The sequence below is a fragment of the Amycolatopsis sp. lyj-346 genome (genome assembly GCF_046548975.1).
Taxonomy (GTDB): Bacteria; Actinomycetota; Actinomycetes; order Mycobacteriales; family Pseudonocardiaceae; genus Amycolatopsis.
Genome location: NZ_JAJPWT010000012.1, coordinates 223,647 through 246,197 on the forward strand (window position 1 = coordinate 223,647; position 22,551 = coordinate 246,197).

Annotated in this window: 21 protein-coding genes; 9 read left to right on the plus strand and 12 right to left on the minus strand. The window is 72.7% G+C overall.

Annotated elements, in window-relative coordinates; all coding sequences use genetic code 11:
• Nucleotides 1-65: 65 nt before the first annotated feature.
• The 3 genes from ACLJQE_RS31025 to eccB are packed head-to-tail and all read right to left on the minus strand — an operon-like array spanning nt 66 to nt 2,829.
• Complete coding sequence (locus tag ACLJQE_RS31025) at nt 66-704, minus strand: response regulator (protein WP_410643058.1); 639 nt, start codon at nt 702-704, stop codon at nt 66-68.
• A complete protein-coding gene (locus ACLJQE_RS31030) occupies nt 701-1,396 on the minus strand; it encodes a response regulator (RefSeq protein WP_410643059.1) in 696 nt (231 codons plus the stop codon). Before ACLJQE_RS31030 ends, ACLJQE_RS31025 begins: the two co-directional genes overlap by 4 nt.
• Before the next feature lie 11 nt (nt 1,397-1,407).
• Complete coding sequence (gene eccB, locus ACLJQE_RS31035) at nt 1,408-2,829, minus strand: type VII secretion protein EccB (RefSeq protein ID WP_410643060.1); 1,422 nt, start codon at nt 2,827-2,829, stop codon at nt 1,408-1,410.
• Between the two features lie 141 nt (nt 2,830-2,970).
• Here eccB and ACLJQE_RS31040 point away from each other — a divergent pair, with 141 nt between their 5' ends.
• Nucleotides 2,971-4,014: a type VII secretion protein EccE gene (locus tag ACLJQE_RS31040; protein ID WP_410643061.1), complete on the plus strand. Its 1,044-nt coding sequence runs from the start codon at nt 2,971-2,973 to the stop codon at nt 4,012-4,014.
• 5 nt (nt 4,015-4,019) lie between these two features.
• Here ACLJQE_RS31040 and ACLJQE_RS31045 read toward each other — a convergent pair whose 3' ends face one another.
• From ACLJQE_RS31045 to ACLJQE_RS31075, 7 genes are all read right to left on the minus strand, one after another.
• The gene (locus tag ACLJQE_RS31045) at nt 4,020-5,288 is read right to left on the minus strand and encodes a glucuronoxylanase (protein ID WP_410643062.1); all 1,269 of its coding nucleotides are present in this window, start codon (nt 5,286-5,288) and stop codon (nt 4,020-4,022) included.
• A gap of 109 nt (nt 5,289-5,397) precedes the next feature.
• The gene (gene eccD / locus ACLJQE_RS31050; protein WP_410643063.1) at nt 5,398-6,771 is read right to left on the minus strand and encodes a type VII secretion integral membrane protein EccD; all 1,374 of its coding nucleotides are present in this window, start codon (nt 6,769-6,771) and stop codon (nt 5,398-5,400) included.
• Complete coding sequence (locus ACLJQE_RS31055) at nt 6,771-7,091, minus strand: YbaB/EbfC family nucleoid-associated protein (RefSeq protein ID WP_410643064.1); 321 nt, start codon at nt 7,089-7,091, stop codon at nt 6,771-6,773. The genes eccD and ACLJQE_RS31055 overlap by 1 nt, the downstream gene beginning before the upstream one ends.
• Nucleotides 7,088-7,558, minus strand: a complete 471-nt coding sequence (locus ACLJQE_RS31060; RefSeq protein WP_410643065.1) for a hypothetical protein — start codon at nt 7,556-7,558, stop codon at nt 7,088-7,090. The genes ACLJQE_RS31055 and ACLJQE_RS31060 overlap by 4 nt, the downstream gene beginning before the upstream one ends.
• Nucleotides 7,558-8,919, minus strand: coding sequence for a WXG100 family type VII secretion target (locus ACLJQE_RS31065; RefSeq protein ID WP_410643066.1), 1,362 nt, complete (start codon nt 8,917-8,919; stop codon nt 7,558-7,560). Before ACLJQE_RS31065 ends, ACLJQE_RS31060 begins: the two co-directional genes overlap by 1 nt.
• A gap of 3 nt (nt 8,920-8,922) precedes the next feature.
• Nucleotides 8,923-9,951 (minus strand): WXG100 family type VII secretion target, encoded by a 1,029-nt coding sequence (locus tag ACLJQE_RS31070; protein WP_410643067.1) that lies wholly within the window; start codon nt 9,949-9,951, stop codon nt 8,923-8,925.
• A 32-nt stretch (nt 9,952-9,983) separates the two neighbouring features.
• Nucleotides 9,984-10,754 (minus strand): WXG100 family type VII secretion target, encoded by a 771-nt coding sequence (locus tag ACLJQE_RS31075; protein ID WP_410643068.1) that lies wholly within the window; start codon nt 10,752-10,754, stop codon nt 9,984-9,986.
• 141 nt (nt 10,755-10,895) lie between these two features.
• On the opposite strand from ACLJQE_RS31075, the gene eccCa reads away from it, so the two are divergent.
• Nucleotides 10,896-14,822, plus strand: a complete 3,927-nt coding sequence (gene eccCa / locus ACLJQE_RS31080; protein WP_410643069.1) for a type VII secretion protein EccCa — start codon at nt 10,896-10,898, stop codon at nt 14,820-14,822.
• 146 nt (nt 14,823-14,968) lie between these two features.
• Nucleotides 14,969-15,673: a S1 family peptidase gene (locus ACLJQE_RS31085; RefSeq protein WP_410643070.1), complete on the plus strand. Its 705-nt coding sequence runs from the start codon at nt 14,969-14,971 to the stop codon at nt 15,671-15,673.
• A 51-nt stretch (nt 15,674-15,724) separates the two neighbouring features.
• On the opposite strand, the gene ACLJQE_RS31090 is transcribed toward ACLJQE_RS31085, so the two are convergent.
• Entirely contained in the window at nt 15,725-17,131 is a 1,407-nt protein-coding gene (locus tag ACLJQE_RS31090; RefSeq protein WP_410643071.1) for a class I adenylate-forming enzyme family protein, read from the minus strand.
• Nucleotides 17,132-17,162: 31 nt separating this feature from the next.
• The gene (locus ACLJQE_RS31095) at nt 17,163-18,146 is read right to left on the minus strand and encodes a hypothetical protein (RefSeq protein ID WP_410643072.1); all 984 of its coding nucleotides are present in this window, start codon (nt 18,144-18,146) and stop codon (nt 17,163-17,165) included.
• A 218-nt stretch (nt 18,147-18,364) separates the two neighbouring features.
• Between ACLJQE_RS31095 and ACLJQE_RS31100 the strand changes: the two genes are divergently transcribed.
• The 6 genes from ACLJQE_RS31100 (at nt 18,365) to ACLJQE_RS31125 (ending at nt 22,446) form a co-directional block, all read left to right on the plus strand.
• Nucleotides 18,365-18,709: a WXG100 family type VII secretion target gene (locus tag ACLJQE_RS31100; protein WP_086856673.1), complete on the plus strand. Its 345-nt coding sequence runs from the start codon at nt 18,365-18,367 to the stop codon at nt 18,707-18,709.
• Between the two features lie 18 nt (nt 18,710-18,727).
• A complete protein-coding gene (locus tag ACLJQE_RS31105) occupies nt 18,728-19,030 on the plus strand; it encodes a hypothetical protein (protein WP_020644701.1) in 303 nt (100 codons plus the stop codon).
• Nucleotides 19,031-19,133: 103 nt separating this feature from the next.
• Nucleotides 19,134-19,520, plus strand: coding sequence for a hypothetical protein (locus ACLJQE_RS31110; protein ID WP_410643073.1), 387 nt, complete (start codon nt 19,134-19,136; stop codon nt 19,518-19,520).
• Entirely contained in the window at nt 19,517-20,827 is a 1,311-nt protein-coding gene (locus ACLJQE_RS31115; protein WP_410643074.1) for a WXG100 family type VII secretion target, read from the plus strand. Before ACLJQE_RS31110 ends, ACLJQE_RS31115 begins: the two co-directional genes overlap by 4 nt.
• 3 nt (nt 20,828-20,830) lie before the next feature.
• Complete coding sequence (locus tag ACLJQE_RS31120) at nt 20,831-22,096, plus strand: alpha/beta hydrolase (RefSeq protein WP_410643075.1); 1,266 nt, start codon at nt 20,831-20,833, stop codon at nt 22,094-22,096.
• Nucleotides 22,093-22,446: a hypothetical protein gene (locus tag ACLJQE_RS31125; protein ID WP_410643076.1), complete on the plus strand. Its 354-nt coding sequence runs from the start codon at nt 22,093-22,095 to the stop codon at nt 22,444-22,446. Before ACLJQE_RS31120 ends, ACLJQE_RS31125 begins: the two co-directional genes overlap by 4 nt.
• Nucleotides 22,447-22,551 lie beyond the last annotated feature (105 nt).

A 22,551-nucleotide genomic window follows, 5' to 3' on the forward strand; every position in this document is an offset into this window, starting at 1 on the left:
CTTTCCCTAGGAAAGATGCGTCCGGGCCCCCCTCGGACGCATCTTTCCCAGGGAAAGTGACCGCCTTAGCGGAGGAGGCCTTCGCGGATGGCGACGCGGACGAAGCCCGCGCGGCGGCGCTCGCCGGTCTTGTCGCGGATGCGGTCCAGGTACGAACGGACCGTGCGGACGCTGATGTTGAGGATCTCCGCCACGTCGACGTCCCGCTCCCCCGCCGCCACCAGGCGGAGCACCTGCTTTTCGCGTTCGGACAACACGATCTTCGGGCCCGCGTGCCGGTCTTCGCTGTCCTGGATGATCATCCCGGCCAGCGTCGGTGACACGTACGCGTTGTCGTCGGCGATCGTGCGGATCGCGCGCAGGAGCTCGTCGCCGTCGACGTCCTTGGACAGGAAGCCCTTCGCGCCCGCCTGCATCGCGCCGAGCACCTCCGGCTGTTCCGCGTGGGCGGACACCACCAGCACCTTGTGCCCCATCTGCCCCACTTCCAGGACCGCGGCCGCGTCCTGGACACCACGGAGCTTGAGGTCGAGGACGACGACGCTGCCCGCCGGCTGGTCCTGGACCGCGAACCGGGCCACCGAGTCGGCGACGGCGCCGAGCTCGATGTCCGGGGCCTCGGTCAGCACGCGGCTCAGCGCGTACCGGTAGAGCGGGTGGTCCTCGATCACGCCCACGGAGATGCGCCGCGCCGGCTCGCTCATTTGCGGCCGCCGCGTCGCGGGCCCGCGTCGCCGATGAGGCCGCGCCGGATGGCCTCCTTGACCAGGCCCGGCCGCCGCCGTTCGCCCGTCTTGTCGCGGATGCGGTCGAGGTAGCCGCGGACCGTCCGGACGCCGATGCCGAGGATCAGCGCGATGTCGACGTCCCGCTCCCCCGCCGCCACCAGCCGCAGCACCTGCTCCTCGCGCGGGGACAGCTCGGCTTCGGCCGACACGGGGGGCCGGTCGGCGTTCTCCTTCATGATCATCCCGGCGACCACCGCCGAGACGTACGCGCCGCCGTCGGCGACGGTCTTGATCGCGATCAGCAGTTCCTCCGCATCGACGTCCTTCGACAGGAACCCGCGCGCCCCCGCCGCGATCGCGCCGAGCACGACGTCCGGTTCCGCCTGCGCGGAGACCACGAGCACGTGGTGCCCGAGCTCGCACACCTCCAGCACGGCCGCCGCCCCCGCGACCCCCGGGAGACCCAGGTCGAGCAGGACCACGCTGCCCGGCGGCTGCCGGTGCACGTGGAACCGGGCGACCGAATCGACGACCGCGCCGAGCTCGACGAAGCCGGCTTCGGCCAACACGCGTTCGACGGAGACGCGGTACAGCGGGTGGTCTTCGATGACCGCGACCCGGACCCGCCCCTGGTCCAGTTCACCCTCGGTCGGACGCTCTTCTGTCATGTGCACGACTTTCACCCCGTTCCACCCGACGGAGCCGGCCGTCCGGCCGTGGCCGGGTCCAGCGCGGGGCCCGTCGGCACCAATGCCAGCAAACTACCCGTGACCGGCGGTTTGGCGACTCCTCCGTAGCCGAGCGAGGCCAAGGCCTGCGCGTTCACCACCGGGTACTTCCGGCCCGTGTCGGTCACCAGGTACGCGGTGACCGAACCGGCTTCGACGACGACGGCTCCCCCCGAGGGAGGCACGAACACCTCGTCCGCCACCCTTGCTTCGGTCCGGGTGGCGACCTGGATGGCTTTGGCGCCAACGGGAAGCGGAAATTCGGCCGAAACGAGCAACCGGCTGCCCTGAACGCACAACGCCACCGAGCCGCCGGTGATCGGCGCCTTGCCCGGGATGCGGTCGGGGTAGCCGGCCGGGTCGGCCCCGCCGCCACGCGGCGCGGCGACCTTCGCGACCGCGGCGACGTCGGCCGCGCGGACCTCCACCGGCGCGGGCGGCCCGGAGTAGGCGGTGGCGTTGGCCTCCGTCGTCACCAGCAGGCTCGCCTCGGTCTGCCCCACCGGCTCGAGACCGCCGGCGCGAACCAGGTAGTACGACGTGGCGGAGCCGGGCGCGGCCATCGCGTCGACGACAGCGAGGACTTCGCCGACGCGGGTGGCGCGGCCCCCCACCGCGGGCCCCGGGTCGCCGGCGCCGTCGACCGGCAGCGCGGTGAGGTCGCGGCCCGCCGGGACGGTGTCGATCCACCGCGAGGACACCGCGATCGTCGGGTAGCTGTCGAACTGCAGTGCGGTCGCGGCCTCGTCGCTCAGCTTGTAGCGCCGTCCGCCGGCCAAGAGAAAGCGCTCCCCCTGCGGCAGCCGCACGATCACGCCCTGGTCCCGCGGCAGCTCGACGCCGGACGCGGGCGCGGCCAGCAGGACGGCGGTGCGCGGCTCGGCCGACGCGGGGGCGTCCTGGGTGGTGCGGCTGCAGCTCGTCCACGGCGTGGTCACGAGCGCGCCCGTGGCGGGCAGCGAATCGGGCGCGCCCGGGATGCCGATCTGGTTGCCCCGGCCCGCTTTGCCGAGGTTCTCCGGCGACACCGACACGGTCGCGTCGCCGTTGCCACCGGCCAGCAGCCGCGCGGAGGCGTAGTTGAGCACCGGGTGCAGCACGCCGTCGGCCCCGAGCACGAACCGCGCGCCGGTGCCCTCCTCGACGATCACCTTGCCGCCGGCCAGCCAGTCCTTGCCGCCGGAGGGGTTCAGCAGGCCGATGATGGCGAAGACGGCGGTGACCAGCAGGGCGGCCACGACCCCGAGCACGGTGCCCAGCACGAGCCGCCGGCTGGGCGAGACGGGGTGGTTGGCGTCGGCGGCGACGAGCGCGGAGACCAGCCTGCGGCGAAGGAACTGGTACGCCTGGATCTGGTCCCGCTGCGTCCACACGCTGCTGTTCCCCCGGCTGTGTGCGTCGACCCTCCGAGTGCTCGATGCTAGGCACCGCACCGAGGGGCAGCGAGGGTAATTTTTACGCCCACGCGGTATCCGGGGAGGCAGTAGCGTCGGGTTCCGGGGAAAGGGGAGCCCGTGTCCGTCGATACCGCCGTTCGCCCGGCACCGTCGCGGCCCGCAGCCACGCCGCTGCCGTGGCTGCTGCCGATCCGGCCGCTGCAGGCGGCGCTGTGGGAGATCGCCGCGATCGCCGTGCTGCTCGCGTGGCTGGTCGACGGCGTCACGCAGCCGGTGCGGATCGGCGTCAGCGTGATCGCGGGCTTGCTCGTGCTGCTGACGTCGGTGCGCTTCGCGGGGCGGCACCCGGCGGGCTGGGCGCTGACGTGGACGGCGTTCCGGTTGCGCCGCCACGACACCCGCCGCGACGGCCCCGATCCGCTGCTGCGCGTGGCCGGGCCGGTGCAGGTCCGCCAGCACGTCGACCGCGCGGGCAACCGGTTCGGCGTCGCGGAGATCGACGGCGGCTGGAGCGCACTGGTGCGGCTGACACCCGGCCCGGGCGCGCCGGGGCCGTTGGTCGAGGCGCTGCGCTCGGCGTACGCGCGTGCGGACATCCCGCTGGCGTCGGCCCAGCTGCTGACGTGGGCGATCCCGCGTGGTGACCAGGTGCTGCGGGTGCGCTGGCTGGCCGTGCGGTACCGGCCGGACCTGGCACCGATCGCGGCCTTGGCTCGCGGTGGCGGCGATCTCGGGGCGTTGCGGAGCACGGCGTCGGCGGCGTTGAGCTTGATGGGCACGTTGGCGGAGGCCGGGTACCAGAGCACGGTGCTGGAAGCCGGGGAGCTGGCGAAGGAACTTCGGGTGGCACTGGGCGTCCAGGGGGCGGCGTCCGGACCACCCGACCGGTGGAAGTCGTGGGTGTGGGGCGATTCCACGCAGATGTGCTTCACCACGCGGTCCCCGCGGGTGCTGGACACGGCGGTCCCGGGCGCGGCGTTCACTGCGACGTCGTACACGCTGACCCGGACGGCGGGTGGCCGGGAGAAAGCGGAAGTGACGATCCGCGTGGGCGCGCGGCCGGGCGCTGGAGTTCCCGCGCCCGGCCTGCCGGTGGTCCCGCTGCACGGCCGCCACGGCGACGGGGTGCGCCGCACCCTCCCGCTCGCGCTGGACGGCTGACCGGCTCAGTTCACCACGAACGTCCTGATGCTGCGGGCAGGCAGCTGCGCGTTGAACGCCCCGTTCGACAGGGTGACGTCGTTGTAGCGCGCGAGGGTCGCGCTTTGGGTCGTCACCCAGGTCGGCGCGGTCGCGGAACCGGTGTCCCGGATGGTGAACGCCAGGTCGGCCGCCGAGGTGTTCTTGTTGACGGCGACGATGACGATCCTGGCTCCGCTCTTGAACGCCGAGACGTAGACGTTCGCCTGCGGGTTCGCGGTCGCGGTGATCCGCGAGTAGCCGGGGCGGACCCACTTCGAGAAGTGCGCCATGGCGGCACCGCGCTTGCTGATCTGCCCGTCCTCGCGCATCGGACCGTACGAGCGGCGGATGTACCACCACACGTAGGTCTGGAACCGGCCGTCCACCAGCGCGCGGTGGATGTGCTCGCCGACGTCGAGCGCCTGCGGCCACAGGTCGGCCGAGTCGGTGCTGTTGGGGTGGTAGACCTCGGTCATCCACAGCTCTTTTCCGCCGCCCTTCTGCTGGAAGAGCGGGTAGGGCAGGTCCGCGGGCCGGGTGCCGTAGAGGTGCGCGCCGATGATGTCCACGTTCGCCAGCGCGGCGGCGTCGTTGAGGATGGGATCGGAGAGGTTCTTGCGGTACTGGAACGACTCGGGCGCGATGACCCGGGTGCGGATCGTGCCCGCGTTCTCGCGCAGGAACCGGACGATTTCGCCGGCGGTCCACGCCGTCCATTCCTGTGCGTAGTCCGGCTCGTTCTGGACCGAAATCCCGTACAGGTTCACCCCGTTGTTCGCCATGAACGCGGTGAAGTCGTTCAGGTGCTGCGCATAGGCGCCGTAGGCGTTGTACCGCAGCCGCTTGCCGCCGGAGAAGCTTTCGGTCATCGAGGCGGGCGGGTTCCACGGCGAGGCGATGACCTTGGCCCCGAGCTCACTCGCCCGCCGTGCCGTGGCGACCTCGCGGCTCCAGTTGGCGCGGTCCTCGTGGACGGGGATGCGCAGCACGGTGAACCCCAGCTGCCCCGTCCCGTTGCCGAACGCCGTCTCGCGCTGAGCGGCGGTGAGATCGCTGATCCAGACGGTGTGGTTCATCCCGCCGAAGCCCAGGATGGTCTGCTGCACGTTCGACGGCTCGACGACCACGGCGGTGGCCGCCACGGCCGGTGTCCCGGCCGCCAGCACCGGCAGTGCGGCGCCCGCCACCAGCAACGTCCGCCGGCGCACCAGCGGCGAACCCGCGATTTCGGACTGGTCTCGACGTGCTGACACGGCATCTCCCCGGAGTCGACTGCGATCATCCCTGGGAGCGCTCCCAAAACAGTCTTAACAGGGTCCGCGCAGCGCGGTCAAGCCACCTGATCGTCGAATATGTCGACGCTCAGCCGCGGACGGCTTCGTACACCCCCGCGATCATCGCCACCACCGGCACCAGCGACAGCAGCACCAGGAACTCCGTCACGTCCAGCAGCCGTGACCAGTACGGCGAACGCAGCCCGCGCGCCACCCGCGTCGCGTACACCAGGCACACCACCGCCGCCAGGACGACCGCGCAGCCCGCCGCGAAGACCGCCGTCCGGTTGCCCGATGCCACCAGCCACACTCCGGCGCACACCAGCGCCGGGACGCCGAACCCGATCAGGACCAGCCGCTGTGCCCGGCCCGCGTACGACCGCGACCGCAGGATCCACGCCAGGCCCAGCAGGCCGGCCAGGCCCGCTTCCCACGGCCCGCCCGACGAAAGCACGACGGAACCGGCCAGCACCACCGTGCCCAGTGCCACCAGCACCCCGGTCAGCACCGCCTGCGCGTGGGACGTCCGGCCGATCATCTCCGTGCCCAGCGACGGCTGCTCGTCCGCGCGGAACGCCGCCATGTCGTCCGGCACCCGCGGCAGTGGCAGGCGGGCCAGGCGCAACGCCAGCATCGGCGCCACCGCCGCCAGCGCCGTGCCCAGCACCGCGGCCACCGCCGCCGCCGACCACGGGGACACGCCGGCCAGCAGCACGACTCCGCAGGTCAGCGCGCCGAAGCCGGCCGCGCCCGTGATCGCCACGAACCACGGCAGGCGATCCGCCACCGAGACCGCCGCCAGCACGCCGTACACCGTCACCGCCGCGAACCCCGCGGCGAGCGGGCCCGCCGACAGCGAGAACAGCGGATGCGGTGGCAGCACCGACATCCCCGCCAGCAGGGCCACGCCGACGCCGGCCAGCGACCCGGCCGCGCCCGCCTCCGCGTCGCCGTAGGCGCGGCTCAACGCGCCGCCGCCGAGCAGCAGCACCAGGGCCAGCAACCCCGTCCCGATCGGGGCCAGGACGCTGCCCGAGGCCGCCGCCTGCACCAGCAGGCCACCGGCCAGGAGCAGCACGACCGCGGCGACCAACCCGGAGCGTCGCGCCACCGACGGGCCCCAGCCGCCGTCGGCGTCGGCGACGCTGGCGATCGAGTCGACGACGTCGTCGAACAGCAGCGGACCCCGCGGGCGCTCCCGCGGGGTCAGGTGCAGCACTTCGCCGTCCCGGATCTGGGCTGCCGCAACGCTGAGTCCCAAGGCGAGTGGTGCACCGCCGAGCCGGGACAGCACCCAGCCCGGGTGCTCGGCCGACGCCTGCCCGGACGCTCCGGCGAGCCGCACGAGCTGCGGCACCAGCTCGGCGAACGTCGACTGCTGCGGCAGGGCGACGTCGACGCGAGCCCGGGGGGTCACGACGGTGACCCGCCGCGTCGTCCCGGTCAACGAAGCAGCGGTCATCACACGTCTTTCGCGGACGCGATGACCGGCGCGAACTTGGCGCTCGAAGCTTCGGCGAGCTTCTGGAGCCCGGCGTTCACCGCCTCCAGCACGATCTCCGAGAGGTTGCGGGCGTCGTACTCGCGGATCGCGCGGGGGTCGATGTCGATCGAGGTGAAGCGGCCGTCGCCGCGGAGGGTGACGGTGACCTCGTTCTGCCGCGAGTGCGCCTTGATCTCCATCGCCTCGACCGTGCGCTGGATCCGCTGGACCTCTTCGGTCTGCTTGCGCACCTGCGCCAGCAGTTCGTCCATGTCGGGCACCGCGTACGGATCGGTCACTGTGCTTTCCCTTCGTGCTGGCGGACGTGGACGCTCGCCACGAACCGCTGGAAACCGGGTGCGAGCCGCCGGGCGGCCGCGGGTGCGGCCGTGCAGGCGAGCTCGAGCACCAGGCGGTCTTCCGGGCCGGCGCCGGGGACCGTCAGGTGCACCTGGGTCTGGATCAGCTCGGTGCCTTCGCCGGTGCGCAGCCGCAGCAGCTGCATGACGGCGGGCGCGGCCGCGTCGCCGACGTCGCGGCGGCTCAGCACGTCGAGCCCGGCCAGCGTCCGCGAAAGCCGCTCGACGGCTTCGGCGGCGACGGCGTCGATCGTGGCGTCGTCCGGCCGCTGCTGGACGCCGACCGTGATGTTCGGCGTGAACTCCTCGCCCGGCACCGGGTGCACGGCGCCGAACACCGCGCCGGAGCCGCCGGGGTCGACGGCGGTCCAGCCGTCCGGGATGACGAAGTCGAGGGGAAGCGTCATCACAGCCCCACGTACGCGACCGCGTCGTCCCACGCGGAGCCGACGGCGTCGGCGGCGTCACCGGCCGCCTGGCTGACGGCGTCGGCCGCCGCGCCGCCGTACTCGCCGATCGTGTGGCCGAGCTTCGGCAGGTCGATGTCGATCTTCGCGCCGACACCGAGGCCGAGCCCGAGCGCCGCCCCCGCCTTGAAGCTCACCTTGAGGTGCCCGGCGTCGTAGACGGCCTGGGCGTCGAGCTGCGCGCCGAGGCCGTACTGCAGCGTGCCGTTCGCGCCGACGCCGATTCCGGCGACGTCCGCGGCGACCTCGCCCTCGACCTTCCCGCCGACGAAAGCTCCTGCGTGCGCGCCGACGCCGTGGGCGCCGATCGTGCCGGACGCGCTCACCTCGCCGCCGGCGAACACGGTGCCCTTGGCGTGGGCTTCGGCGACGCCCCACGCCTTCTTGGCTTCGGCCTCGCCGTGCAGCGCCGCGAGTTCCGCGTGCCCGGACGCGGAGGCGTCCCAGCCCTTCGACGTGATCTTCCCGTCGTAGCCCGGGGCAAAGCCGTCCTGCTCGTGCTGGAACTTGTAGTAGGTGATCTCGGTGTTGCGGCCGACCTGCTCCCTCAGCCCCGAAGCTTCCGGCTGCCCGAACGGCGTGTCCGCCTTCTTCGGCGCGCGCGTGCCTTCGAGGCCGTCCCAGGTGAGCTTCTTCCAGCCCGGGTTGCCGAACCACGACGGCACGGTCCGCGGCCGCTTCCGCCCGTCCAGTGGCTCGCCGTTGAGCCAGCGCAGCGGCCCCCGAGCCCACTTGCCGAGCTCGTGTTCGAGCCGTCCGACGCCTTCGGGCGGGAACAGCTCGGCGAGGGCGTCGGAGAACTCGTCGACGACCTGGCGGGCCGCGGCGACGCTCTGTTCGCCGAGCTGCCGGGCGGCCTGGATGAACGCGCCGACCGAAGCGGAGTTCACCGCGCGGGCCTGGGCGGTCAGCTGGGCGGCGTAGGAGTCGAACTGCGCGAGCACCGAGCCGACGGCGGCTTCCGCGGACTGCACGAGCCGGGCCGCGGCACCGAGCCGGTTCGCCTGGTCACCGAGCTTCGCGGCCACGTCGGCGAGTTCCGCGCCGAGTTCGCCCGCGGCCGTCGCGAACGCCGTGTAGGCGTCGCCGTCCCAGTCCGCGTGCAGGGTCTTGGCGGACTCGTCGATTTCCCGTGCCCGGCTTGAAACCGCCGACGCCCGGGTGGCGACCCGCTGCGAGGCGGCGCCGAGTGCCCCGGGATCCCCGGTGACGCGCCGGCGGCACTCGACGAGGACACGCCGGTACCCGGACAGCACGGAGCTGACCACCCCGGACGCGTCGACCACCCCCGAGCCCGCCACCGGCTAGTTCCCGGCCGCGTCGTAGCCGACGTGCTGGCTGAAGTGCTTGCCGTTGTAGTCCAGATCGATGTCGAGGTCGAAGTCCTGGCCGCCCGGAGCCTCCACCCTGGACTCACCGGTGGTCAGGTTGGTGTGGATGACGACCTCGTCGGCGTGCCCGGCCGAAGGCGCGGGCACGGAAGGTGCGGGTGCCGGTGCGGGCACCGAAGGCGCGGTCACCGGGTGGTCGACGGGGATCCAGCTGTTCGCCGGGTTCGCCGTCCCGTTCGCCGCCGTGCCGCTGGAACCGCCGCCGGTGGCGAGCGCGGGCGGGGTGTAGTCAGTGAACGAGGGCTGCTGCGGGATCCCCCCGCCGCTCCCGCCCGCCACCGCCTGCTGCCCCGACGGGCTCGCCACCGGCGGCGGGGTCTGCGGCGCGGTGACCGGGGTGCTCCCGATCGACGGCGTCGTGGCACCCGAGCTGCCGGAACCGTGGTGAAAGAGCTTTTCGATCTCGCCGATGACCTGCGCGAGCGTGGTGACCTGCTGGGCCAGGTCCACCGCGCCGAGCGCCTTGAGCAGCGCGCCGATCGCGGTGATGAACGCCCGCAGCGACGCACTGGTCGCGGTCGACAAAGCGACCGCGGCCCCGTAGGTCCACCAGTTCGACATCAGCGCGGCGACCGTGGGGTTCACCGCGGAGACCACCGCGCGGTAGGCCTCCTGCGCGGTCTTGATCAGCGTGCCGGAGACGCCGAGGAGCTCGGCACCCTTCTGGACGACGTTGATGATCTTCGTCAGCTGGTCGAGGGAGTCGCTGATCTTCTTCAGCGCCGATTCGCTCGCCGCTCCCGACCAGATCTTGCCCAGCTGGTCGGCGGCCTTCGTCAGCTCGTTGTACATGCTGATGAACTGCTCGGCCTTGCGGACCAGGTCCACCACGTGCTTCGCGATCTGCTCCGGCTGGCCGGTGACGATCTGCGGCAGGATGGTGATCGGCCCGCCCGAAGACGCGGTCACGTCCATCGCGCTGGAGTTCGGGAAAGTCAGCATCGGTCCTCACATCAATTTCGAGGGGCGGACGATCAGACGACGGAGGCGGGCCGGTAGACGCTGACCTTGGCCAGCCCGCCGGTGCGGGCGTCGAGCAGCCCGTGGTTGTAGAGGCGGCCGCCGTCGCCGGCGACGCCGATGACCGGCTGGCGGTCGGAGAACAGCAGCGGCTCCACGACCACGACGTCGCCGCTGTGCACCCCGCCGGGCACGTCGGAGAACGTGCGCGCGGTGCCCGCGTAGACCTCGATCAGCCCGACGCGCGCCTGGTTGTCGGCGTCGCCGGCGAGCCAGTCGTTGAAGTCGGCGACGCCGTGGAAGCGGGCGTCGGTGATCGGGTGGTCGCCGAGCCTGCCCAGCCGCGCGTCCCCCAGGTAGCGCAGCACGTTCCCGACCGACGACGGCTCGCCGTGAGCGCCCGCGCTGTCGTTGATGGCCAGGGTGGCGAGCTCGGAAGCGTGCGAGCTGCCCCAGATCGACGACGCGGGGCTCGTCGGGGCGTGCCCGCCCCCGTAGCCGGCGGCCGCGTCCCGGTCGGCGGCCTGGTAGGCGTCGGCACTGGCCTTGACGAGCCCGTTGATCTGCTGCAACAGCTGCAGCAGCGTGCGGACGGCGGTGATCTGGCCGGAGTGCAGGGCCGCGTTCGCGGCGGCGACCGCGCTGCCGAACGTCGCGAACGACATCGGCTGGACGACGAGCCGCTCGAGGTCGCCCACGGCGTTGATGCCGTGGGCGATGATGCCCCCGACGTTGCCCACGGCGGAGCGCATCGCCTCGGGCTCAGCCCGGTACTCGCCGGCCATGGGTCTCCTTCCGGGTGGCTGCTGAGCCGAGCGTAAGTTCGGCCCCGGAAGCGGGCGGACGGCAAAAGTACCCACCGCGGCGTGGCGGCAAGTGGCCAAAATACCGGTCAGAGCCACTCCGATCCGCTGGAGCATTGCTACATGAGCCTCTCGCCCGAGCGCCCCGCCGAGATCGTGCTGCAGTCGCCGCCGATGCTCCCGAAGAGCTCGTCCGGCGGGATGATGCAGCTGATGATGTTCCTGCCGATGATGCTCGGCATGGGCGCGATGTCGTTCGTCTACATCGGACGCGACGGCGGCGTGATGACGTACATCTTCGGCGCGCTCTTCATCTGTGCCATGGGCGGCATGGTCGTGATGTCCCTGGGTCGCGGCGGCATGGCGAAGAAGGCGCAGATCAACGAGGAACGCCGGGACTACCAGCGGTACCTCTCCGGGCTGCGTGCCCAGGTCCGCGACATCGCCGACGGCCAGCGCGCGGCGATGATCGCCGTCCAGCCCGACCCGGCCGACCTGTGGGCCTACGTCGAGTCCGGGAACCTGTGGGACCGGCGGCGCACCGAGCCGCAGTTCGCGCAGGTGCGCGCGGGCACCGGGCCGCAGCGGCTCGCGACTCCGCTGAAGGCGCCGCAGACCGTGCCGCTGGAGGACCTCGACCCGGTGTCCTCCACCAGCCTCAAGCACTTCATCCGCACCTACTCGACGGTCGACGGCCTGCCGGTCGCGCTGTCGCTGCGGTCGTTCGCCGCGGTCACCGTGGCCGGACGGCGGCCGGACGTGCTGGGCCTGGTGCGGGCGCTGCTGTGCCAGCTCGTCACCTTCCACTCCCCCGCGGACCTGCGGATCGCGGTGTGCGTGTCACCGGACCGGCAGCACGACTGGGAATGGGCGAAGTGGCTGCCGCACGCGACCGCGGCCGGCGCGGCCGACGCCGTCGGCTCGCGGCGGCTGGCCGCCGACACCGCGGCCGCGCTGGCCGAGCTGCTGGGCGCCGACCTCGGCGAACGGCCCGCGTTCAGCCGCCGCGCGGCCGCCGAGCTCGACCTGCCCCACCTCGTGGTCGTCGTCGACGGCGGCAACGCCCACGGCGAGCCCCGGCTGGTCGGCCAGGACGGCAGGCTCGGCGTCACGGTGCTCGAGGTCGGCCAGGACCACCCGCGGGCGTCGTCGACCGAGAAGCTGCTGAGCCTGCACACCGCGCCGGAGTCGCTCGGCATGGTCGTCGGTGAGGGCGGCGAGCAGCGGCTCGGCTTCCTCGGCCGCCCGGACGTCCTCGACCGCGGCGCCGCGGAAGCACTGGCGAGGATGCTGACGCCGCTGCACACGCCCGCCGCGGTCGTCGGCGACAAGCCGATGTCCGCGACGTTCGGGCTGGCCGGGCTGCTCGGCATCGGCGACCCGCGTGACACCGACACGACGGTGACGTGGGCACCGCGCGCGGCCCGCGACCGGCTGCGGATCCCGCTGGGGGTCAACCCGGAAGGCCGTCCGGTCGAGCTCGACCTCAAGGAGTCGGCCGAAGGCGGGATGGGCCCGCACGGCCTGGTCATCGGCGCGACCGGGTCCGGCAAGAGCGAGCTGCTGCGGACGCTGGTGACGGCGCTGGCCGTCATGCACTCGTCGGAGACGCTCAACCTCGCGCTCATCGACTTCAAGGGCGGCGCGACCTTCGCCGGGATGACCGGGCTGCCGCACACGTGTGCCGTCATCACCAACCTGTCCGACGACCTCGCGCTGGTCGACCGCATGGCCGACGCCCTCAACGGCGAGCTGCTGCGGCGGCAGGAACTGCTGCACGCGGCCGGGAACTACGCGTCGGTGCGCGACTACGAGAAGGCCCGCGCGGACGGCGCGCCGCTCGAGCCGCTGCCGTCGCTGCTGGTGATCATCGACGAGTTCAGCGAGCTGCTGTCCTCGCGCCCGGAGTTCATCGACCTGTTCGTCGCGATCGGACGGCTCGGCCGGTCGCTCGGCATCCACCTGCTGCTGGCCTCGCAGCGGCTGGAGGAGGGCCGGCTGCGCGGGCTCGATTCCCACCTGTCGTACCGGATCGGGCTGCGGACGTTCTCCGCGGCGGAAAGCCGGGCCGTGCTCGGGGTCGCGGACGCCTACCACCTGCCGCCGGTGCCGGGTTCGGCGTACCTCAAGTCCGACACCGAAACGCTGATCCGGCTCAAGGCGGCCTACGTCTCCGGGGAACTGCCGCCGCGGAGCACGATCGTGCGCGAGGACGGCCAGGAGCTGGGCGTACTGCCGTTTTCCCTGGCCCCGGTGGAAATCCCGGTGACGACCGAGGTGTCCGCGGCCCCTTCGGAGGAGGGCACCGGCGAGACGATCATCGGCGCGATGCTGTCGCGCCTGGAGGGCCGCGGCCCGGCCGCGCACCAGATCTGGCTGCCGCCGCTGGCCGAACCGCCGACGCTGGACCAGCTGCTGCCCCCGCTCGGCGAGGACGCGGCACGCGGCCTGTGCCCGCTCGGCTGGGGTGGCAACGGCAAGCTGACGATCCCGGTGGCGCTGGTGGACAAGCCGTTCGAGCAGCGCCGCGACCTGCTGTGGGCCGACTTCTCCGGCGCGGCCGGGCACGCGCTGATCGTCGGCGCGCCGCAGAGCGGGAAGTCGACGCTGATGAAGGACATCGCGGGCATGCTGGCGCTGACGCACACGCCGGCCGAGGTCCAGCTGTTCGTGCTGGACATGGGTGGCGGCGCGCTGGCGCCGATCGCGGGGCTGCCGCACGTGTCCGGGTACGCGACCCGCCGTGACGCGCAGCGCTGCCGCCGGGTCGTCGCCGAGCTGACGACGTTGCTGGAGCAGCGCGAGGAGTTCTTCGCCGCGCAGGGGATCGAGTCGATGGCGGCGTTCCGCGCCCGCCGTGCGGAGTTCACCGAGAGCACCGACGACCGCGAGTTCGGCGACGTGTTCCTGTTCGTGGACAACTGGACCACGATCCGCCAGGAGTACGAGCAGCTGGAGGAGCAGATCACCGGGCTGGCCGCGCGCGGGCTCGGCTTCGGCATCCACGTGATCGTCTCGCTCAACCAGTGGATCGGCGTCCGCGCCCAGCTGCGCGACGCGATCGGCACGCGGTTCGAGCTGCGCCTGGGCGACCCGATGGATTCGTCGATCGACCGCAAGGTGGCGGCCAACGTCCCGGCCGACCGCCCGGGCCGCGGCATCACCGCGGAGAAGCTGCACTTCCTGGCGGCGTTGCCCCGCATCGACACCGACCAGCGCCCGGAGACGGTCGGCGCGGGCGGCGTCGACCTGGTGCGGCGGATTTCGGAGGCGTGGCGGGGGCCGCGGGCCCCGCAGGTCCGGCTGCTGCCGCCGGAGGTGCCCTTGGACACGCTGGCGCCCGCCCCTTCGCGGCAGGTGACGTTGGGCATCGCGGAGTCGACGTTGCGCCCGGTGTACCTGGACTTCGCGGCGGACCCGCACTTCGTGGCCTTCGGCGACGTCGAGTCCGGCAAGAGTTCGCTGCTGCGTGCGCTGGCTCAGGGCATCACGTCGGCGTACACCCCGGAGGAAGCGGCGATCATCGTGGCGGACTACCGCCGCGGCCTGCTCGGCGCGGTGTCGGAGCCGCACCTGCTGGGGTACGCGGGCGCCGAGGGCAAGCTGACGGACCTGATCGCGGAGTGCGCGCAGGCGATGCGCAACCGCCTGCCCGGGCCGTCGGTGACACCGGAGCAGCTGCGGAACCGCTCGTGGTGGCGCGGCCCGGAGCTGTTCGTGCTGGTGGACGACTACGAGCTGGTGGCCACGGTGGGACGCAACCCGTTGCAGCCGCTGCTGGAGTTCCTGCCCCAGGCCCGGGACATCGGCCTGCACCTGGTCATCGTCCGCGGCTCGGGTGGCGCGGGCCGGGCATTGTTCGAGCCGGTGCTGCAGCGGCTGCGCGAGCTGGGCTCGCCGGGGTTGATCATGTCGGGCACGAAGGACGAAGGGGCACTGCTGGCGGACGTGAAGCCGTCACCCCAGCCGCCGGGGCGAGGAACGCTGGTGTCGCGGCGGCACGGGACCGGGCTGGTCCAGGTGGCGTGGACGAAACCGGTGGAGTCCTAGCCTTCGCCCAGCGGGTCGTCCCCGGTCTCCCCGGGGACGGGTTACCGACTTCGGTAGGTTCCGAAAATCCTTCACGGCTCTTACTTTGAACCCGGTCGTCCCGTTTGGGACGGATATCCGGATCACCTGGGCCGAAGGGCATTTTCATGCGAATGTCGAGGGCTGTGGCCGCGGTCGGAGCGGCCGCCGCGGCGCTGAGTCTGGTCTCCGCGGGGGTGGCGAACGCCCAGCAGGACATCATCGGCGGGAGCACGGTCTCCTCCGCGCCGTGGGGCGCCCAGATCTACTGGGACAACGTGACGACGTACGGCGGTTTCGCGTGCTCGGGGACGATCATCGCCCCGCAGTGGGTGCTTACCGCCCGGCACTGCCTGAACTCCCCGGGCATGAACGTCAAGGTCGGCAACGTGGCGCTCCAGCAGGGCACGAGCGCCGACGTCGACCAGCAGAAGGCGTCGCCGAACGGCGACATCGCCCTGCTGCACCTGACGACGGCGGTGAACACGACGTACATGAAGCTCGGCACCGGCAACCCGCCGACCGGCTCGACCAACCAGATCTACGGCTGGGGCCGCACGCAGGGCACCAGCCCGCCGTCGAGCACCCTCAAGACCGCCAACGTGCGCGTGACGGGCCTGAGCTCGGACGCCTACGGCGGCACGGCGATCGCCAGCCGGGGTGTCAACGGCTCGGCGTGGCACGGCGATTCGGGGGGCCCGCAGCTCTCCAACGGCGTCCAGGTCGGGGTGTGCTCGACGGGCAGCAACTCCGGTTCGAACCCGCAGGGCACGCAGAACTACGCGAGCATCGCGTCGAGCCGCAGCTGGATCCGCACCACGGCCGGCGTCTGACGAACCACCACCGCGTGCCGGCCGCCACGGCGGCCGGCACGCGGCACGTGGTCAGTCCACAAGGGACGCTCGCAGCGCCGCCTTGTCCGGTTTCCCCGACGGCGCCACCGGAACCGACGCCACGAAGCTGAACCGAGCCGGGACCGCGGCCTCCCCCAGCTCGGCCGCCACGGCCTTGCGCACCTCGCCGAGGTCGGGTTCGCGGCCCGGCGCCGCGACCAGGAACGCGTGCGCCGCCTCGCCGGTTCGCTCGTCCGGGACAGCCACGACGTACGCCTGGTCGACGTCCGGGTGCGCCGCGATCGCCCGTTCGATCGGGCCGGTGTAGTGGATGATCGCGTTCACGATCACCACGTCGCGCGCGCGGCCGGACAGGTGCAGGTAGCCCTCGGCGTCCACGAAACCGAGGTCCTGCGTGCGCACCCAGCCGTCGCGCAGCACCTCGGCCGTCGCCGCCTCGTCACGCCAGTAGCCCGCGAACGCCGACGGCGTGCGCACCCAGATCTCGCCGTCGCGTTCTGAGATTTCCACTGTGTCGCAGGCCTTCCCGACCGAGCCCAAACCTTCGCCGGCCCGGCAGATCGTCAGCATCCCCGTCTCGGTCTGGCCGTACGCGTGGTGCATCGCGGGCCCGATCCGCTCGGCCGCCTCGGCGAGCTTGTGCGGCGGCACCGGCGAACCGGCCACGATCAGCCTCCGCAGCGCGCTCAGGTCGACGTCCGAGCCGCGCAGCACGTCGAGGATCCCGTGCAGCCGCGGCACCGTGGTCAGCGCCGCCGTGATCCCCAGCCGCGGCAGCACTCCCGGGAAGTCCGGCGGGCCCTCGGGGATCACCGCCGTGCCGCCCGCGAACAGGCACACCCCCAGCTGCTCGACCATCACCGCGCTGGCCAGCGACCCGAACAGCAGGTACCGCCCGAACCCCGCGCCCAGCCGCTCGTGGGCCGAACCCGGCACCGGCGGCCGCCAGACGCGGCCCTCGGTCAGCGCGCGGTAGCGGTAGGCCACGCCCTTCGGGACGCCGGTGCTGCCGCTGGTGAACACGACCGTCGCGATGTCGTCGGGGCGTCCCTGCGGCACCGGTTCGGCGTACCCCGCCGACAGCAGCCGCGGCACCGGCAGCACCGGCACCCCGGCTTCCCCCGGTTCGTCGGCGACGAGCGCCGCGACGTCACCGAGGACGTGCCGCCGCTGCGCCTCCGGCAGCCCGGCCCGCACCGCCACCGCGCGGGCACCGAGCACGTGCACGGCGATCAGCGCGGCGAACCCCTCCGGCGTGACGGCGGTGGCGAGCCCGACGCCGTCGCCCGGTCCCAGCCCGGCCGCCCGCAGGCCCGCGGTGCACCGGCCGATCAGCTCCCGCAGCTCCCCGCGGGTGGTCACCCGTGAGCCGTGTTCGAACGCGGGGACCTCCGGAGCGCGTTCCAGCTCGTCCAGCAGTGCCTGCGGGTGGACCATCGCGACTCACCTTTCGCCGGGGCGTCCCGGTCTACCGCGCGGATCTCAGAATTTCGGCAGAACCGGCGCGGGGCTGTCCGCGCAGGGACAGCGTGGCGGCGACGGCGACCGCCGCGATCAGGGCGGTGGCGGCGGCGAGCGTCCGGAAGTCCGGGTGCACGACGGACTGGCCGCGCTCGGCCTGCCAGGTGAGCAGCGCGATCAGCCCCAGGTGACCCGCGCCCGCGGTCCGGACCAGCCGCCGTCGGACGACGTCGGATTCGAGCACCCGGTGCCGGCGGGCCGCCACGAGCAGTCCGAACGCGACCAGCGGCAGCACCTGCAGGGCGTGGATGCCCACGAAGTGCGGGATCCGCAGGTCCCCGCCGACCGTGCTCCAGCCGACCACCGGCAGCCCGGGCCCGCCGTCCTCGACGCCGACCGAGTGCGCGCCGAACGTCGAGGGCCTGCCGTTCGCGTCGAGCACCGCCTGCTGGGCCGGCGACGGCGAAAACATCAGCGTCGCGACGTACATCCCCACCACGGCGAGGGCGGCGCCCCAGCGCAGGGCCGAACGCAGGGCCCGGTCCGGGATGCGCTGGAACAGCAGCAGGACGGCGACGGCGGCGGCCATCAGCCACGCCGCGTACGCGCCGCCGGCGACGAGGTCGTTGATCATGACGTCCGCCGGCGTCGCCTTGTTGAAGTGCAGCGTGCGGCCGCGGACGGCGATCTGCCACACCAGCAGCGCGACGTCCAGGCCCATGCCCGCGGCGAACACCGTGCCGAACCACCAACCGGCGCGACGGCCGCGGCGCACGTGGGTCAGCAGCCACGCCAGCGTCAGCGCGTACAACCCGATCGAACCGGCGAACTTGACCGGCTTGAGCCAGATCGGGGCGTTGACCAGCGTGCGATCATCGAAGAGGAGCCCCAGCAGCGAGACCGCGCACAGCACCCCCATCGCCCCGGCGAGCACCACCAGCGGGCGATGCCACGACCGCAGCGTGACCAGCGGATTTCCGTTGTCTGCCATGGCCTCAAGCCTGGCTCGGGGGCGGCGCGGCAGCACTGGAGCGCACCACCGGACCGGGGTGGGGAACGCCCTACCTCAGGCCGCGTGGGTAATAGTGCCGTCAGCGCGACCGGCAGTTGTGCCGTTTGACCACACAGGCCTCTTTTCTAGCGTGACTTTCACACCGCGCGGACCACCCGCGCCAGGGGAATTCGCTTCAGGAAGGAGGTGGCCCGTCCATGTCCAGTCCGGGATTCCAGGCAGATTCCGCTGCCATGACGCGCGCCGTCCAGGGTTTCGAGGAAACCGCGACGAACGCCAAGTCCACGATGGCCAGCTTGGAGTCCGAGCTGACCGAGGCGCTGCGCAACTACAAGGGTGACCAGGCCGTGGCGTTCTGGGACCTGCAGCGGCGGCTCCAGGAGAAGATGACCGTGGCCGTGAAAGAGCTCGACACCATGTCGCAGCTCGTCCACACCAGCCACCAGAACTACGGTCGCGGCGACGCCGACGTCCACCAGAGCTTCCAGGGGGTCGGCAACTCCCTCGAGGGCTCGGGCGTGATCCCCCGCCTCAACCCCTGACCCGAGAGGACGCCCACCATGGCCGACGTCGTCGAAATCAACTTCGCCGCGCTGCAGCACAGCTCGGCATCCCTGGCCGCCAAGGCCAAGGCGCTCACCTCGCAGCTGGAGCAGCTGCACCAGAACCTGCAGCCGATCACCGCGACCTGGTACGCCTCCGGCAGCTCCGCCGGTGACGCGGCCCGCCAGTCGGAGACGCGCCTGCGCCAGGCCACCGCGGACATCGTCGCGATCATCGCGCAGTTCGGCGGGAAGGTCGGCGAGGCGCACGACCTCCAGCAGTCGCTGGAGAACCGCAACCAGGGACTGTTCGCGGGCTGAGCCGCGCCCCAGACGTCGGTCGGCCGGTGCGGGAAACCCCCCGCTCGCACCGGCCGACCGGCTTTCCCCTTCCGCGTCCGTGCGACAAGAGAGCCGGGACCCGATGCACGACCAGTCGTACTACGTCCACCTGGAATCGCTGAAGGACTTCGTGCGGGAGCTGGAAACCCAGATCCACGCGATGGCCAAACCGAACGACTTCCTGCTCACCCTGGGCGAAGAGCCGCTTCTGTTCGGCGAGTTCGGCGAAGCCGGGTCGCTGGCCGACGCCCACCGCGCCGCCGTCTCGGAGATGCAGGGCCTGCTCGACCAGGTCCGCAGCGCGATCGGGTTCGCCCAGGACGTCACCACCACGGTCGCCGACGGTTACCAGCACGCCGACCAGTCGGTGGCCGGGGACCTGCACGCCTCGGGCGCCGTCACCGGCCTGCTCGACCCGGTCCTGGGTCTGCTGGGCGGCGGAGACACGGACGGGAGCCGCAAGGGATGACGAACACCGCGCACACGAACTTCGCCGCGTTCAGCCACCAGCAGCTCTACGCGATGCTGCAGGCCGGCGACCCGAACAGCGCGCGGCACGCCGCCGACAAGTGGAAGTCCGCCGCGCTGCACCTGCACGAGCAGGCCCACAACCTCAACTCGGAGCTGACCGAGTTCAAGGACCACTGGACCGGCGGCGCGGCCGACCAGTACCAGCGGATGATCATCGACCTCGCGAACGGCATCTCGAAGGTGGCGCAGACCGCGGAGGCGATGAACGTGACGCTCGGCGACGCCGCCGACGCGCTGGTGAAGGCCAAGAAGGAGATGCCGCCGCCGGTTTCGGTGCCGGACGTCGCCCCCGCCGACGTCGCGCTCGCGGTGAACCCGCCGCTGCTGCCGCCGGACGCCTCGCCCGCCGTCGTGCAGGCCGCGGCGCAGCAGCGTCAGCAGGCCATCGCGAACGTCGAAGCGCAGCAGGCCGCCGCGAACGCCGCCGGGTCCGCGCACGGCCGGGCGATCGTCGTGATGACCCAGCTCGCCGGCGAGTACACCGCCGCGGAGGAGTCGATCCCGGCCTCGCCGAACGCCGTGCCGCCGCCCCCGGCCCCGCCTGCCGGTGGTGGAGCCGGCAGCGCCGGTTCGCCGGGGCTCGTCGGCAACGGCATGACCGGTCCCGGCGTCGTCGTCACCCCCACCGACGGGCACCCGCTGCCCGGCGGCGGGACCACACCGCAGCCGGGGACGACCGTACCGACGTCGAACCCGCTGTTCGGCGACATGTTCACGGCCGGGCTCGCCGCGGCTTCGGCCGCCGCGTTCGGCCGGTTCGGCTCGATCATGCCGAGGGTGCCGTCGTGGGCGACCGGCAAGGATCCCAAGGACAAGAAGGAAGAACCGCCGGGCACGAAGCTGGGCGGGGGCGGCGCCGGCGTCGAAGGCGGCACCGGGGGCGGCATCCCGATCGGCGGCGGTGACGCGCCTTCGCTCGGCGGGGGCGGCGCCGGTGTCCCGATCGGCGGCGGCGGGCTCACCGGCCCCGGCGAGGTGCCGTCGGCGCACTCCGGCCTGGCCGGCGACGGCGGCGCGGGCAACGCGCTGAGCGGGCTCGCCGGCGGCGCGGCCGGGGCGGCGGGCGCGGCGGCCGCCAAGGGCGCGATGCCGATGATGCCCATGATGCCGATGGGCATGGGCGGCGGCGGGGACATGGGCTCCGGGCGGCGGATCCCGGCGTGGCTGGTGGAAACGGAGAACGTCTGGGGCCAGGCGGCGCCGGTCGCGCCGCCGGTCATCGGCGAAGACCCGGAAGCGTACTGACCCGTGACGGCGGCGGGATATCGCGTGGCCCCGGCCCGCCTCGACGTGGTGGCCGGCGAGTCCGGTTCCCGCGCCGAGGCGCTTTCGGCGGCGCAGTCGGCGGTGGCGGGCGAGAAGGTGCCCGCCACCGCGTTCGGCCGGGTGAGCGCGTCCGCCGCCGCGGCCGGGACGTTCGAGAAGACCATGACGGAGCTGGGCGGGAAGCTCGGCTCGCAGGTGACCCGGCTGCGGACGATCCAAAGTGGACTCACCGCGTCGGCCGCGGGGTACCGGCGGGCGGACGCGCAGGTCGCGGCGATGTACCGGGCGCTGCTGCCGGATGATCCGTTGCCCCGCGCGGGGAATCCCGCCGGCATCGGCGGCGCGGCCGACACCGGGGCGTGGGCGCACGCGATCGCGGACAACCGCGGCAGGGTCGCCGACGCGCTGACCGCCGAGCGTTCGCGGCTGGCCGCGCTGACCGACGCCGGGGAAATCGCGCGGTCGCAGGCGCGGATCAAGCTGTACGAGGACATCCTCGCGAACGACCGGCAGATCCTGAAGTTCGACGCGTCCGGCAACGGCCGGATCGTCGAGCTCGTCGGGCACATCGAGCCGGGGACGCGGAACGTCGGGCTGTTCGTGCCCGGCGTCAACACGCAGATGTCGAACTTCGACGCCTACGCCGGTCTCGGGCGCAGCCTGGTGGCCGCGGACCCGGCCGGGCGGACCGCGGTCGTCGTCTGGGCCGATGGGGTGTTCCCGCAGAACCCGGTGGTGCAGGGGCCGGACGCGGGGTACGCGCAGACGATGGCACCGGACCTCAAGCACTTCGCCGACGACCTGCGCGGGGAGATCGCGAGCCACGCGGGTCCCGGCGTCACGCTGACCGCGATCGGGCACAGCTACGGCGGGGCGACCGTCGGGCTGGCCGAGACGCACGGCCTCGACGTCGACCGCGTCCTGCACGTCGAGTCGGCCGGCATGGGCCACGGCGTGTGGTCCCCGGCCGACCTGCCGCCGAGCCAGGCGGGCGTCCAGCGGTTCTCGATGACGGCACCGCTCGACCCGATCGTGCTCGCCCAGGGCAACGCGTGGGGCCTGGAGTGGACCGGCATCGGCCACGGCGCGGACCCGGACGTCTTCCCCGGCGTCACCGAACTGGGCACCGGCGACGACGCCGACGGCTCACCGTTGTGGGGCGTGTCGTCGCACAACGACGTCCTGAAGCCGGGTTCCGATTCCTGGACGAACATCTACCGCGTCCTCACCGGCGGTGAGCAGCTGTGACCCCCGAACTCCGCCGCCTGGCGGCCGAGCTGACCACGGTGATCGACGACGTCGCGGCGGCCTTCGGCGCGCCGGCGGACCGGACCCTGGACGGCGAGCTCGACTGCGACCCGACCCGGCCGGGGCACCTGCTGTGCTGGCAGTACGGCGTCCGCGTGGACCACCCGGCCGCGCCGGAAAGCCGCCTGGCCGCGCTCCTCCCGGCGTTGCACCGCGACGGCTGGCAGTCCCACGACCGCAGCACCCCCCGCGAACAGATCACCCGCTTCACCCGAGACGGCGCAGACTTCACCGTCCACGTCGCCCAGGCAGTGACGATCATCGGCTCAACCCGCCCGGTCCCCGCCTGACCCGAGTCGACCCCCCAATCACACGAGTTCCGCCTCCAATCACACGAATCCCGCCCCCAATCACGCGAGATCCGTCCCCAGTCACGCCAACCGACCCTCCAGGTA

Excerpts from the sequence above, each read along its gene's own strand:
- ACLJQE_RS31070 (WP_410643067.1), bottom strand. The coding sequence starts at position 9,951 with ATGCTGACTTTCCCGAACTCCAGCGCGATGGACGTGACCGCGTCTTCG.
- ACLJQE_RS31025 (WP_410643058.1), bottom strand. The coding sequence starts at position 704 with ATGAGCGAGCCGGCGCGGCGCATCTCCGTGGGCGTGATCGAGGACCAC.
- ACLJQE_RS31100 (WP_086856673.1), top strand. The coding sequence starts at position 18,365 with ATGTCCAGTCCGGGATTCCAGGCAGATTCCGCTGCCATGACGCGCGCC.
- ACLJQE_RS31075 (WP_410643068.1), bottom strand. The coding sequence starts at position 10,754 with ATGGCCGGCGAGTACCGGGCTGAGCCCGAGGCGATGCGCTCCGCCGTG.
- eccD (WP_410643063.1), bottom strand. The coding sequence starts at position 6,771 with ATGACCGCTGCTTCGTTGACCGGGACGACGCGGCGGGTCACCGTCGTG.
- ACLJQE_RS31095 (WP_410643072.1), bottom strand. The coding sequence starts at position 18,146 with ATGGCAGACAACGGAAATCCGCTGGTCACGCTGCGGTCGTGGCATCGC.
- ACLJQE_RS31105 (WP_020644701.1), top strand. The coding sequence starts at position 18,728 with ATGGCCGACGTCGTCGAAATCAACTTCGCCGCGCTGCAGCACAGCTCG.
- ACLJQE_RS31090 (WP_410643071.1), bottom strand. The coding sequence starts at position 17,131 with ATGGTCCACCCGCAGGCACTGCTGGACGAGCTGGAACGCGCTCCGGAG.
- ACLJQE_RS31115 (WP_410643074.1), top strand. The coding sequence starts at position 19,517 with ATGACGAACACCGCGCACACGAACTTCGCCGCGTTCAGCCACCAGCAG.
- ACLJQE_RS31030 (WP_410643059.1), bottom strand. The coding sequence starts at position 1,396 with ATGACAGAAGAGCGTCCGACCGAGGGTGAACTGGACCAGGGGCGGGTC.
- eccCa (WP_410643069.1), top strand. The coding sequence starts at position 10,896 with ATGAGCCTCTCGCCCGAGCGCCCCGCCGAGATCGTGCTGCAGTCGCCG.
- ACLJQE_RS31060 (WP_410643065.1), bottom strand. The coding sequence starts at position 7,558 with ATGACGCTTCCCCTCGACTTCGTCATCCCGGACGGCTGGACCGCCGTC.
- ACLJQE_RS31110 (WP_410643073.1), top strand. The coding sequence starts at position 19,134 with ATGCACGACCAGTCGTACTACGTCCACCTGGAATCGCTGAAGGACTTC.
- ACLJQE_RS31085 (WP_410643070.1), top strand. The coding sequence starts at position 14,969 with ATGCGAATGTCGAGGGCTGTGGCCGCGGTCGGAGCGGCCGCCGCGGCG.